Annotated in this window: 12 protein-coding genes; 1 reads left to right on the plus strand and 11 read right to left on the minus strand. The window is 39.4% G+C overall.

The window, feature by feature from the left end:
* Positions 1-118: 118 nt before the first annotated feature.
* Positions 119-1,297, minus strand: coding sequence for an acetate/propionate family kinase (locus AB3Y88_RS03865; protein WP_056961036.1), 1,179 nt, complete (start codon positions 1,295-1,297; stop codon positions 119-121).
* A gap of 542 nt (positions 1,298-1,839) precedes the next feature.
* On the opposite strand from AB3Y88_RS03865, the gene AB3Y88_RS03870 reads away from it, so the two are divergent.
* The gene (locus AB3Y88_RS03870) at positions 1,840-2,541 is read left to right on the plus strand and encodes a LysM domain-containing protein (protein ID WP_228889445.1); all 702 of its coding nucleotides are present in this window, start codon (positions 1,840-1,842) and stop codon (positions 2,539-2,541) included.
* 376 nt (positions 2,542-2,917) lie between these two features.
* Here the strand turns inward: AB3Y88_RS03870 and AB3Y88_RS03875 are convergent, their stop codons facing one another.
* From AB3Y88_RS03875 to AB3Y88_RS03920, 10 genes are all read right to left on the minus strand, one after another.
* Positions 2,918-3,670 carry a C39 family peptidase gene (locus AB3Y88_RS03875; protein WP_056961043.1) on the minus strand — a complete coding sequence of 251 codons (753 nt, stop codon included), beginning with the start codon at positions 3,668-3,670 and terminating at the stop codon, positions 2,918-2,920.
* A gap of 204 nt (positions 3,671-3,874) precedes the next feature.
* Entirely contained in the window at positions 3,875-4,450 is a 576-nt protein-coding gene (locus tag AB3Y88_RS03880) for an alpha/beta hydrolase (RefSeq protein WP_228889447.1), read from the minus strand.
* A 125-nt stretch (positions 4,451-4,575) separates the two neighbouring features.
* A complete protein-coding gene (locus AB3Y88_RS03885) occupies positions 4,576-4,950 on the minus strand; it encodes a hypothetical protein (protein WP_367293360.1) in 375 nt (124 codons plus the stop codon).
* 27 nt (positions 4,951-4,977) lie between these two features.
* Complete coding sequence (gene wecB, locus AB3Y88_RS03890) at positions 4,978-6,123, minus strand: non-hydrolyzing UDP-N-acetylglucosamine 2-epimerase (protein ID WP_315972251.1); 1,146 nt, start codon at positions 6,121-6,123, stop codon at positions 4,978-4,980.
* Between the two features lie 423 nt (positions 6,124-6,546).
* Positions 6,547-7,782, minus strand: a complete 1,236-nt coding sequence (locus AB3Y88_RS03895; protein WP_367293361.1) for a GH25 family lysozyme — start codon at positions 7,780-7,782, stop codon at positions 6,547-6,549.
* Positions 7,783-7,793: 11 nt separating this feature from the next.
* Positions 7,794-8,156, minus strand: coding sequence for a holin (locus AB3Y88_RS03900; RefSeq protein ID WP_367293362.1), 363 nt, complete (start codon positions 8,154-8,156; stop codon positions 7,794-7,796).
* Complete coding sequence (locus tag AB3Y88_RS03905; RefSeq protein ID WP_228889464.1) at positions 8,156-8,509, minus strand: hypothetical protein; 354 nt, start codon at positions 8,507-8,509, stop codon at positions 8,156-8,158. The genes AB3Y88_RS03900 and AB3Y88_RS03905 overlap by 1 nt, the downstream gene beginning before the upstream one ends.
* A 34-nt stretch (positions 8,510-8,543) precedes the next feature.
* Positions 8,544-8,774: a VCBS domain-containing protein gene (locus AB3Y88_RS03910; RefSeq protein WP_367293363.1), complete on the minus strand. Its 231-nt coding sequence runs from the start codon at positions 8,772-8,774 to the stop codon at positions 8,544-8,546.
* A 2-nt stretch (positions 8,775-8,776) separates the two neighbouring features.
* Positions 8,777-9,214, minus strand: a complete 438-nt coding sequence (locus AB3Y88_RS03915) for a DUF1617 family protein (RefSeq protein ID WP_228889470.1) — start codon at positions 9,212-9,214, stop codon at positions 8,777-8,779.
* Entirely contained in the window at positions 9,211-13,905 is a 4,695-nt protein-coding gene (locus AB3Y88_RS03920) for a gp58-like family protein (protein ID WP_367293364.1), read from the minus strand. Before AB3Y88_RS03920 ends, AB3Y88_RS03915 begins: the two co-directional genes overlap by 4 nt.
* Between the last annotated feature and the right edge of the window lie 4 nt (positions 13,906-13,909).

The raw sequence follows: 13,909 nt of genomic DNA on the forward strand, positions 1-13,909 counted from the left end.
CAACCTTTTCCCGTAAGAAAAAGCAGTCCAGCCATCCTTTTTTAACAAAACACTAGTTTGAAAAGAAATTTAGCTGGACTACTTTTTAATTATCTTCCTATATATAACCACATAAAAATTACTGCCGCAGTTCCTTGATTTGTCTAACCATTGATAATTCCTCATTGGTAGGTACCACCATGATTTGGGCACTCGAAGCAGGTGTCGAAATTAAGCCTTCAGACACACTCTCATTGAGTTCTGGTGCAAGTTCCAATCCCAAAACTGCCAGTTTCTCAACAATCGCTGCTCGTAGTTGTGCGTTGTTTTCCCCAATTCCTCCAGAAAAAACTAACACATCAATTCCGGCTAGCTCTGTGTAATAACTCCCGATATACTTAATAATTCTATTAACAAAAATATCAATTGCAAGTTGCACCCTTTTTTGGCTCTTATTAGCCAGTAAATCACGCATGTCAGGCGAAATTCCTGAAATTCCTAATAATCCAGATTGGGCATTCAACCGCATGAAAACTTCTTCCAAAGTAAGCGAACGTTTCTTCATTAGATATGGAATCACCGAAGGATCAACATCTCCTGCCCGCGTCCCCATCGTCAAACCAGTTAAAGGAGTAAAACCCATCGAGGTATCAAATGCTTTGCCGTTTTTTTCGGCTGCCACCGAGGCCCCGCTCCCCAAATGAAGAGTAATCATTTTTAAAGAAGTCAGTGGTTTTCCTAACAGTTGTGCTGCTTTATGGGAAATATAGGCATGACTAATCCCATGTTCTCCATAGCGCCTAATTCCCAATTCCGCAGTATCCTCATATGGCAAACTGAAAATCGCATTCATCTCTGGGAGATCTGTAAAAAATTGACTATCAAAAACAGCATACTGTGGCACTTCTGGTAACTCTTGTTGCATAATCTCAACATATTTCACTTCTAACGGATTATGCAAAGGAGCAAAATCATTTAATCCACGAAGTTTTTCCAAGTTTGCTGCTGATAACTCAACTGCATGCGTAAAAAGCTCTGCGCCGGCTACTACACGATGTCCAACAGCTTCAATCTCTGTTAGTGTAGTAATAATTCCCAGTTGCACTAATTGCTTGAAGAGCATTCTGGCAGCATCTGTATAAGAAAGACGGTCAAACTTTTGCTGCTGTTTTTTTCCATTATATTTAACCGTAAACAAGGAATCAGGCATATTAATCCGTTCAACCAATCCCTTAGCAATGGTTTTTTCATTTTCAGCTTCAAATAGCTGCCACTTAACCGACGAACTGCCGGCATTAACCAATAAAAATTTCCCCACCTGAGGCACCTCCAATTAATCTTCCTCAATTATATAATATTTCGTCGCTGCTTTCAGCTTGTAAAAAGAAAAGCTGGGTCGTAAAAATCTGTTTTGCTTAAAAATTTAAAAATGTGGGAATTGAAAGCAGTCTAAGATTACAAAAGTCGGATATTTTGTAATCTTTCCCCCTAAAAAAACTTTTTTTGCTGCTGTCAAGCTAAATTTCAAATTAATTTGACTCTTTTTAAAAGAAAATATGACTTTTTTTCGCAAATTTAACACTCTTTTTGTCATATTAACTTTTGCAGCCTTTAAGCTCCATTTTTCCTATTTTAATAGCTTTTCTGTCCCGATCTCCCACAAAAAGTTAATAATTTATTGTTACAGTATGTTACAAAAATAAGAAAATATTACAAAAACGGTGCAAATAGTAATTTCACTGCTATCTGCTTGTTATATTAGCCCTATATACTAATCATTGTTGATTCGATCGAAAGTGATCGTAAGTATTGTAGCAAATTTGCTACGTGTCAAAAAATCACAGGAGTGAAGGATATATTATGAATATTAAGAAAATTTTGTTATCAGCAGCTACCGTTGCAGGTGTACTGACAGCCGGAACATTGGCAGCTAATGCCGATTCTGTTACAGTCCAATCTGGACAAACAGTTTCCGAATTAGCTCACCAGTACAACACTTCAGTTGCACAGATCAAACAGTCAAACAATTTGAGTAACGAGAATTTGATTTACGTTGGTCAAAAGCTTGAAATTGGTGCAAGCACAACTGCAAGTACTACAACAAGCACAAGTAACACTGCAAGTTCTACAACTGCAGCTTCAACACAAACAAGTACACAGGCACAAGCACCTGTTGCACAAAAACAGCAAGCAAGCACTACAACAAGTAATACAGCTGCTGCAAGTAGCAACACTAATAATAATGCTGCCGCTGCAAGTACAAGCAATAACACTGCTTCTACACAGCAAGCTGCTACAACCAGCTCAACAACTAATACTACCGTAAGTACTTCTTCAGATTCTGATGCTTCTGCAAAAGCATGGATTGCTAACCAAGAATCTGGTGGTAGCTACACTGCTCGTAATGGTCAGTACGTTGGTAAGTACCAATTGAGTGCTTCATACTTGAATGGTGACTATTCAGCTGCTAACCAAGAAGCTGTTGCTGAAAGCTATGTAACTTCACGTTATGGTTCATGGAGTGCTGCTAAACAGCATTGGTTGAGTAACGGTTGGTACTAAACTACTCAATAAATAATTGATTATAAAAAATAATTTTGTTGGTAATAATTCTTACTACAACAATCTAAAGTAATTTTCAACAGGTGATCAGGGTTCATGAGCTTTAACATGACTCGTTCCCCTGTTTTTTTGTGCTTTTTTAAACTTACTGCTAATCCCTATCCTGTTTTAGCGCTTGCCAGCACACAATTTTATTTAGCAATTGCAAAAACTCCAGCAAGAAAACTATCTGAAATCAGTTTTTTTGCTGGAGTAAATTAATTCACTTGGCAAACTGCCAAAATGATCAGTATCCTGTTTTGATGTCTAACCTTAATTCATGGCATGCGTATCTAGCTATCACTATAATACTGGATCACTGGGCAATTTAAATTCCCTAGTCAATATAAATTGCCTGCTTACCCATTTGATTATAAGCATCTTCAAAGTCGTTCCAACTGACAGCCTGATTTTTATTTCCAAAAGGATTGTTAATATAAATTAGGCTGTTTTTACGATCAAATCCTGTAATCACAACACTATGCTCTGAAAAAGTAATCTTCATTTCACCTTGTGGCGTTTGCCAGTCTTGAAAATCATCTACCGGAGCAAAATTAACTGTTGTAATCGTCCACACAGGCTGCCCGAGCTCTAAACGTTCGATTACCTTTGAAAAACTTTGACCGCTAATATCGTGGACATTCTTAGAATACTTCTGTGCTAATTTTGCAACTGGCCCATGATAGACTCCCAATCCTGCAGAATCGCCCGTAACATCCCCGACGAACCCTACATTGGGATTTCCATGCTGCCCATCATCATAGTCCAACGGTACTGTTTCAATCTCATCCCCTAAGGTATTCTTGCTGACATTTATCTTATGGTATTGCAACAGCATCGCTAAGGAAGTGACCTCACAGCCGTTATATAATTTTGGATCATCCATCTGATTAATCAATGGTACATCCAAAACAACTTTGTTAACTTTTTTTAGTGTTTTTTCTTCATTTGCCTTTTTCCCAGTAGTCATCATCCGCACAGAATCTGTAAACTTTCTGATTACAGCTCCTTGATCGTCCCCCAAGATAACCTCTCGGAAAGCATAGACGCTAGTTCCAATCAGCACACACAACATGATGATTGAAAACATCACTCTTCGGCGGCGCCTCCTCAAGTAATTACCTTCTTTCTACCAATCATTAAATCTGCTACAATTCTAAGAATACCACGTCTGACAAAAGAACTCCATTTTCAAAACCGTAATTACCAGCGACCGTCAAGTCCCGGCATGCAGCCTAACATACCAATTGTAAATGTCCTCAACGGCCTGATAACTGACACCGTGTCCAAAAGGTTATACGTGATACTCAGGTTCGATAGCCGCATAGGTCCTAAAAAAACGTACTAGTTCTTGTCCAGCCTCGACTGGAAATAGCGGATCCTTTTCACCTTGCGAAATAAAACACGCTGTTTGAAGTTTCTTGGACTTTAATTTGGTCTGCGCAGTTTTCCATAAAAAGGCTGGCAGTCTGCCAGATAACAGTACGACATTGTTAATCCAGCTTGGGTAAAGCACACTTAAAGCTGTTGCTAAAATAGCCCCTTGACTGAATCCCAAAACATTCAACGGATTTTCTGCTAATCCTCTGTTCGCCAAAATAGCTGCCACTTCAGTGTGCACAGCCAATGCAGTTTCCGTAATCACCGCTTCTTCACTTTGATGAATAAATTCAGGAATATAGTACGTATAACCATCACCATAGGTTAGATCACCCTCAAGATGAATTTCAATGATCGGAAGTGCAAAAATCGGCATCAAAGGTCTTAAATTTAAATAGTTCGTCCCCATTCCATGTAGCGTAACCACGACTGGCGTCTGAGCATTAACGACTTCCCCACGTGGATAGATAACCTCCTGCTTATATTTCAAAAATAACTCTCCCTTATATTTCATTGCTCTATCAAAATAAATTTTCCCAACCACCAGAAAGGGCTTGTTTCAAAATCAGCAAAATATTTTATAATGTATAAAAATAAAGTAACTCCGTTTAGGAACTACTTTCTAAAATGATCTAGATCAAGAATCTTATCCTTAACAACTTGTGCATTTTTAGCCACACTGGGATCGTGTGCAATCATATATTGCAAATGTTCAAGTGTATCGATAATCTTCCGCAACTCTTTGACCTCACACGAAATATTGCCCTCAGTTTTGCTAACTTGGCTGACAGCCTGCAAACTAACTAGATCTTTGGTCATTTCCTGATAACGTAAAATTGCAAAAACAACATTCATATTCGATGAAATTGTTCGCGGATTCTCTGGGTCTGGATGTTGTTCAAGTAGATTAAACAACTCAGGGTAATAGCGCAATCCAATCGTATATAGTGAAAACTTGAAACCGTGGCGATCAACTTCCATTTTACCCATGGGTATCTCCCCCTAAAAAACAAACACTTACTCGACAAATTCGTTTGGCTTGGCTTCCGTTTGTCCGAAATGAAATCGGATTGCAGCTAAAATACGTGCAGCTGCCTGCCCGTCTCCATATGGATTACGTGCAGCTTTCATTTTTTCATATTCTCCATTATCATTTAACAATTGCTCCATGGCCAATTCCACGGTAGCTTGTTTTGTTCCGACGAGTTTCAACGTTCCAGCAGTAACTCCTTCAGGGCGTTCGGTTGTATCACGCAATACGAGTACTGGTTTTTTAAGTGCCGGCGCCTCTTCCTGCACTCCCCCTGAATCAGTCATAATATAATAAGAACGGGCGCACAGATTATGAAAATCCACTACATTTAATGGCTCAACCAAATGTACCCGTGAAACGTCCCCTAAAATTTCACGTGCAACCTTGCGTACTTTCGGGTTTAGATGCAGTGGATAAATCACTTCGACATCCGGATGTTTTGCAACCACATTCTTTACTGCATTAAAGACAGCTGCCATCGGGGCTCCTAAGTTCTCACGACGATGCATGGTTAATAAAATTAAGCGGTGCTGTGCCTCAACTTGAGAAAGTACCTCATGCTGATAAGTGGCACTAACCGTCTCACGTAAAGCATCAATTGCAGTATTGCCCGTGACAAAAATTCGTTTTGCTGCATGATTTTCTTTCAATAAATTATCCCGACTCATAGCGGTCGGTGCAAAATATAAATCACTCAGTGCATCTGTCATTTGGCGGTTCATTTCTTCAGGATATGGTGAATATTTATTCCAAGTACGCAATCCAGCCTCAACATGGCCTACTGGAATTTGCCGATAAAAAGCAGCTAAACCTGCAGCAAAAGTGGTGGTGGTATCACCATGTACCAGTACTATCTCAGGTTGAACTTCCGCCAAAACTCCATCAAGTAACTGCAGCACATTTGCAGTGATATCTCCTAGGGTTTGATTACTCTTCATAATATTCAGATCATAATCAGGACGAATATTAAAGACCTTCAAAACCTGATCGAGCATTTCACGATGTTGTGCCGTCACAACTGTCACAGCTTTAAATTCTGCTGTACGTTTCTTCAATTGCAAAATAACTGGTGCCATTTTGATAGCCTCTGGGCGTGTGCCGAATACTGTCATCACTTTAATTTTTTTCACTTGGAGACCACCTCAATATCAACTTTCTTACCATCATTGTACTACAAACAAACCCTAACAGAAAACTCAATCTGTGAAATTAAACACTTTCTAAGTTTTTAGTTAAACAAAGTCATTTAACTAAAAAAGTATCATTACTTTACAATTCATTAACTTGAATTGTAAAGTAATGATACTTCTTAGAGATTCCTTCCACAGCAGCTGCTTAAACCTCAACTTCAGTTACAAGCTTCGGAGAAAAAACTAACTTTAGCTCTGCCACAGGCTGTCCAACTAATGCGCTTGATCGGAATCGAATTGCCTTACTGGTAGTAGTGTTTGTGAAGTGTAAGACAACAATTGGACAACAAAAAAAGCCCCACTCAGTTAAGAGCGAGGCTTAATTTTTGCATTTGATTTGAATGTTGATTCGATCGAATGCGTTTATTTAAATGTTCCGAGCGGTACACCGTTCTCACGTACTGCAATGTAATGGTGATAACCTGCGTAGTTCACGTAACTAATGTAGATGTAGTTATCACGTCTAATATATCCATCATACTTAACAGTTTCGCCAGGATAGTAAGCAGCACCAGTTGGCTGTACTCCAGGGTATGCAAACACACGCAATGTCTGGTTAGGTGTAAAGTAACCATCTTCACGGTGAATTGTGTAGCCGTCATCGTTAAATGTATCTGAAACAGATGCTGTGCTTTGACTAGACACTTGGTTTACCTTAACCACGTCGGTACGGTTTACTGCTGACAGGATTTCCTTAATTACTACTCGATTCCCACTAACCGAAAGAACATGATAATTCTTATTCTTTACAAACTTAGGAATGTCTGTGTTGGATCCGTAATACTTACCTGCTGCGGTTTTGATGTAAACCGTGTTGCCAGCACTAAGAGCACTTGTCGTTGCCGAAGCTGTCCCGTTGGTAATTGCCTGTGCAGGTTGGGAAGCGTTAGATGTTCCAGTATGGTAATACTTATCAGAGTAGTTCTGTGAAACATCAAAGTTTCTTCCACCCATACCCCAAAACTGGAAGTCTGATCCCCATTGCCAAGAATTATTAGTGGAATAACGTGTTCCTGTCGGGATACTTGGATAAGCTGCTACCCAGCCCTTATTAGCGTTGTTCGCACTAAAGCGGTAGTTAAACCAACTAGCACTAGAATAAATGTCAGTAGAGTAATATCCACGTTTATTGAGTTGATTTACAAACGCTGCGTTAAACGTATTATTCTGATCAAACGTATAATAGGTAGAAGTTGATGATTCTTCGTCATTCACCATAACCACATGGCGATCGGAGGTAATCGTTTGAACGTAGTCAGCGAAGCAGTTAGCTTCACTGATTGCGTCAGCTTCGCTAGTTAAATGACTGAAATGGTAAAAGTTGATTGCCAATCCAGCCTTATCAGCATTTTGCGCTTGCTCTTTTGCGTATGGATTCTGATAGGTGTTGCCCTCAGTTGCCTTAACAACAACGGCTTTAGTTCCTTGGGACTTCATCTGCTGGTAATCAGCAACTGAAACGTTGCCATTGTGTGAGCTAACATCAACCATATCAACACGAGGCTGACTGGCCGTCTGAGTCATTGCATGGGCATTCTCAGCATACAGAAAAGGAGCAACCACAAGGGCTACTCCCAATAATAACTTTTTAAATTTCACAGGATGACCTCCTATTTATTTTGAGTTGGAGTTTCTTTTTTCGTTTCTGCTGAATCATTTACAGATCCAGCAATTTTTTGTGTGGTTGTTCCGATAACTTCATTAAATGACTTGGTGAAAGTTTCATTAACACCAGTTGCAGCGAACCCGGCTACAATCCCTAAAACTGTATCAGACAACAATAAGCTTGCATCTTTACTCTGCATGGCAACTACCAGTCCGGCAACACCTCCGGCAACTGCAGATACAAGTGGTAAATACTTCTGGTTCTTCACGACTGGTTTAATAACTTGAACTAGCACCCAAGTTACAATTACCGTTAATCCTACTGTTGCGTTGGTACCTGATCCTAATAAATTTTTCAAAATTTCCATTATTCTTCCTCCTTAATTGATAACGCCCTAACTTTGTTGTATAAGACTTCCCCTGTACCGTTGCCTCCAAGATCTTTGTAACTTGAAAAAATATACTCCAAATCGTTTAACTGACCAGGAGTCACATAATCATTTTTCAGATATTTAGTACAATTGGCATAAAGCTCATGATGAAGCATGGCGACTACACCAGCTTTTAATAGATTATCTGTTTGATGCAGACCGTCCATTGTCTTTTGGTGCGTTTCCTTTTTATGTTCTAAGTACTTCGTCCAATTTCTTACAGCCCATGCGATCACACCCACACCACCCAGTTCACTAAATATCTGTAGCCAATACCCTAATTGAATCATCTTCCCACTCCTAGAATTCCAAAATAAAAACCTCTTACGAGGCTTGGACTGCAGTAAACTTGGCTAACTTAGCTTTAGCAAGAGCTTGAAAATCTTTTTTGGTCAAATCATCAAGCGTTTTCCCATCGGTCACATCCTCAGCTGTCAGCTGAATGCTTGCGCTGACTGCATTACTATCCTGACTACCATTTAAACCTACTGAAACGGCTTGAGTTGTGCCGTCAGTTGCAAAACTATAAGCAATTCTATTTAATGTAGTTTCCATAATTATTTACCTTCCTTTGTAAAGTTGTTTTCGAGCTGGTCCATCACTAAATCATAAAGAATAGCGTCACTATTGCTTAAATCTTCGGTGTAGTTACTGAGCGCATCATAGAGAGCCTTGATTTTCTCGTTGTACTCAGTAAACTCAATCACAGCCTTTTCCTCAGCTAGTTCATTTAACTTGTTGTTCAGTTCTCCTACTTTATCCTTATCCTTTAATTCGTATTGGTTGTCCTTAACCACCGCCTTTCCAGATTCATCTTTAACAAAATAAGGATCACGAATTTCATCGCGATCCTCACTGAACTCTTTATTCTTTTTATCTAGCAGCTTAATTAATTTGGTACGCCCGCGACTAGCCTTATTCTTTAATTTCAAACCCGCCAAGAAATTACCAACTGCTACTACTTCACCATTTCTAAATTCCAATGTCTTTGTCATACTGCACTCTCTCCTTTTAATTGTTTGACCTGTTCTTTTAAATCCTCAATTTGATCGTATAAATCCTGAACTGCAACTATCGTATATCCAAGTGCCGTTCCATCCTCACGTCCCTTGCCATCTGCTGAAATCCAATCAAATGGCATTGAATATTTTGGCTTTTCATTAATGTCGTCAATGATTCCCGAAGAATACTTTTTCGTAATGCCATTCTCAACATCATCTTTGTACATGTATTCTTGGATATCAACAGTTCGAATAGCATCCCGTGCCTTAAGCCTATCAAGCGGAATAACATTAGTTTTCTTTGATAACAAAGACGTCTGACTAAATGATTGAGCATGAATAGTTGCATTTCCACCGCTTCCAAAAGCACTGTTGACCCATAATCCGTCACCGGCTGTTGTTATATAGTTATTTGCAATGTGGAAACCATTTAGACTCATTACATTACCATCTAGTATGATTCCCGACGCTCTAATTAATACATTTGAACCAACATTATCATTGTATTGGTTCTCCCAAATACTAGTACCTATTTCAATAAACGGATGGTTAATATAACTATATCCATGCCCCCCATAAAGATAGGTTTGTGCAGAAGCCATCTCGATTCGGTCTTCCCTCAAAAGTAAGCCGGAACCTGTTAGATTTGATGGAGGCCCCATAACAAAATCACCATTATAATCATCAGTTTGTACTACAACATTTTTTGCACCTTTAATTGCCATTCCACCTTGGCCAGCTGCAAATGCACGCTCATTAAGACTGATTGTCCCATATAATGGTGCATCCCAAGCAGCCCAAGATGACTTATTAGAGAAATAGATATTGCCATTTCTAAATATAAATCCGTCACCACTGGAATTATTCTGAGAAAATGTTCCATCATTAATTTCAATATCTAATAAACCGTCAGTCGATTTAATTGTACCTTTTTGAAACAGAACTTCCCCAGTATCAAGATTCAAACTCAAATTTGATCCACTTAATGTACCGGTGGTAATATTTGCGGCGTTCAGGTTAATCACATTTACGTTTGCACCATTAATCGTGCCAGCCGTAATTTTATCGGCGGAAAGACTAACTATTGCAGCACTCTGTATTTTGCCAGCGTTAGCTGTAATCTGGCCATTGTTTATCCAGACATCATTGCCATTGCCATTAGTGTTATGAATACCAATATGATCAATGTACGTCCGATTGCCACTAGCGTTAACTGTTATCCCATTGTTGTCTAGACTAATTTTCGCACCACTGTTAGTAACGTTAACCGCTATGCCGCTCAATGTGCCAGCGGTAATGTTGGCAGCGTTGAGATTAATCACATTGACATTAGCACCATTTAAAGTTCCTACCGTTATCTTATCTGCTGATAAAGTATCGATCATGGCAGATTTAATTACTGCATTATCAATATAAGTTGAAGCCGTGATATGCAGCTTATTACCAAAAATCTGAATACCCTCAGAGCTGATATTAACAGCGTTAATGACTCCATTTTTTGTGACTCTAGCATCAATCATGCTGTTAAGCTGAGTAACTTTAGAAGTATAATCCTGCGATGAAACTTTTGTTTGAACAACATTTGAAAGTTGCGTAACGGTACTATTATCCGCCTTATTTGACACAGTGGATTGAATACCTGAGATAGTCTGATTAATAGTACTAAATTTAGAATCGGCATCATTCTTATTATTAGTTACTGTAGTGCTTATACTGTCAGCCGTTTGCTTAACCTCAGTCAACGCGACGTTAGTTGCCATATCTTGCGGAGCTGGGGACCAGCTTGAGGGCTTTGTACTAATTTCTAGTTTAAATTCCTTGTATTCTACTTGTGTGCTATCAGATTGTTGCGTAACAAATGCCATTGTAGCACCTTTGATAATTGCTCCTGCTGGAACGGTGACAGTTACCGTAGAGTAGCCTTCATTGCCGGCATCAATGTCATTTCCGTTGTTGAATGACCACGTTCCGCTAGAATCTTCATAATTTAACTGTACATGCACGCTATGAGTAGTAGGTTTGAGATAAGCTCTCAGTGTATAAGTTGTAGCTGAACTAACAGAAATTTCTACATCATCATAATAAAGATTTGTGTTCCAGCCTGTTGCGTTTGCTACTACTGCATAAGTAGAACTTGTGCCTTTTAATAAGTTAGTACCACCAATTTGTAAATTATCGAGATTGGTCTGTACACGTGCCACAGAACTGTTAATCTCATTGGCTTTAACTGTTATCTGGCCGTTAGTCCAGTCTTGGGTAGCATATCCTGTAAGAGCATTATTGATATCATTTTGGGTTACTTTAGTCTGAATCTGTCCGGTCATAACAGAAATATTACCCTCGGCGGTTGAAACACGTCCGGCTAATTGATCGACATCGGTTGAATTAGCTTTCAGACTAATTGCAGCAGCATTCTGTTCGATTTGAGTTGTGTGGCCTGTAACTATTGTAGAAAGATCGGTAAAATCTTGCGGTGCTGGACTCCAGTCATGAGCAACTGAACCCTTTTCTAGTTTATTATGATGAAAATTTGCTGTATGTTGCCCGGTGCTTCCTGTAATTCCTGCATAAATAATAAGAATTAAATGACTAGTATCAGTAGTAAATGTGCATGATTGTCTTGTACCATCTGCAACTAAAATTTTTCTGGTGCTTTCATTAGTACTTCCATCACTGTTGAAAGTAACTAGTGAAACTCCGTTATTAGTACCCGTTAAAGTTATCTCTGACGCAAAAGTGTAAACAGTATTGGGCTGTAAATCGTTATATATGGCATTCCATTTCCACCCCTGTCCAGATGCCGAATCATCTTCAATAACTAAATCTACGCTTGTACCTGTGAGCAGATTAGTTCCAACTGCACTGGTATTAACACTAGCCTGAACAGCGCTAACCGTCTGCGTGATATTTTGAGCGGTAGCTTGCAGTGAGGCGATATTTCCCTGAGCGTCTTGCATATTAGCAGTCAGCCCTGTGGCAGTTGTCTGCAGTACTGTAATATCATTCTTGCTATCTGTTACAGCAGTCTTAAGTCCATTTATATCTTGTTCCGTTGAACTAACTCTTCCATCAGTATCCGCTAATTGATTCTTAAATCCACTAATATCAGATTGAACAACGATAATACTATCGCCATTTTCTTTTGCTTTCTGAGTAACTGCGGATAAGTCACTCTTTGCATCAGTTAATTGAGTTTGAACATTCGTAAGATTATTGTCAGTCTGACCAATTTTTGTTAATGCTGTCGCTGCATCATTCTTAGCATCCGATGCCAGTTGATTTGCATTCGAACCAAGTGTATACGCTGAAACAGCCTGCTGGATAGCACTATCAGCCTTATCGACTGCATTTTGAGAGTTTGTTTTCGCAATCTCTGCTTCTGCCTGATTAGCAGCTACCGCACTCTTTACATCTTCGCCAGTCGCATCGGAAAGAGTCTGAGACCACTTACCAGAACCATCACTTTGACGTTCATAGGTCCACATCTCCAACTTGTTCCCATTTTGCTTATACCAAAGATCATTAAACTTAGCCCCCGTTGGCTCATCGGTTGTCTCGGGCCCATAAATAAAATTACCGGCAGGGGTTAATTTACCAACCAACGTTTTTACCACTTGCGTCAGTTGACCGTTCCAAGCATAAGTTGAACTTGAAGTAGATGTTTGGTCAGCTTTAGAGACTGCTGAAAAGCTCCCATCAAAGGTCATAGTGTAAGAATTATTAGGAACATTGAACTTGTTACCTTTTGTATCTTGGAGAGTTAGCCAATCACCAGCTTCAATGGCAGGATTTCCAAACCAATTTAGACTATAAGGATAAAAATTAATATCTTTGAGCTGTGCCCAAACCATTTCAAGTCTTTCCTGTGTCATTAAGTTGTTGGTTAGTTTAATTTGTGATCCAGTAGAATCACCAACTTGCAAAGTTACGGTATTATCTGTTGATTCTCCAGTTGAATCAGTAGTAGTTGTAGTTACCTCGCACTGAATACCGCCGATTTTGTATGGAGCCTCATTCTTGGTAAGCCCCGCTTGTTCATACTGACTTGGATTCAAAGTATAATCTGGAGTGGCTATTGTACGAATTGTCAGCTTTCCATCTCTATCGAAAGTCGCAAAGCCGGCGTAAAACTGTGCTATCCAACCGATTGCATCACGATAAGTCTGTCCTGAAATTGCATTTGCTAAACTTGTCACTGCAGGTAATCTTGCAATCTCATCGGTGTTAAGCGTAACTCCTGCCATATTAGCTATTTCTGCAATAATATCTGCAGCACTCGCAGGATAGCTTAACTTAGAAGTATAAGTTCCTTCCATTAAACACATCTGGTCATAACATTTAATCGAAGTCTGATCATTATTACGGTCCATTTGAATATCATCAGAAACAATAAAAACACCTAATGGACAGTATTCGTACGTCCCATCAGATGTTTTAATACCAACTTTTGCTGTGACTTTTTGTCCTTGTTCCAAGCCCTCAACAATATGTGAGAACTCGATTGTCAGCCCATTTTCATACGTGGAACCAATGGCAAACGTATCACCAGTAAATGCTCCAGAATCATAGGCAATAGAGGTAATATCAGTGGTGTGGTAATCAGTGCCATTAATCGTTACAATTGCGTCCAATACCCGTTCGGTTGCTCTCCAAGCTTCAAGGGCTTTATCTGATTGTGTTATCAAATTA

Source organism: Liquorilactobacillus satsumensis, from assembly GCF_964065465.1.
Taxonomy (GTDB): Bacteria; Bacillota; Bacilli; order Lactobacillales; family Lactobacillaceae; genus Liquorilactobacillus; species Liquorilactobacillus satsumensis.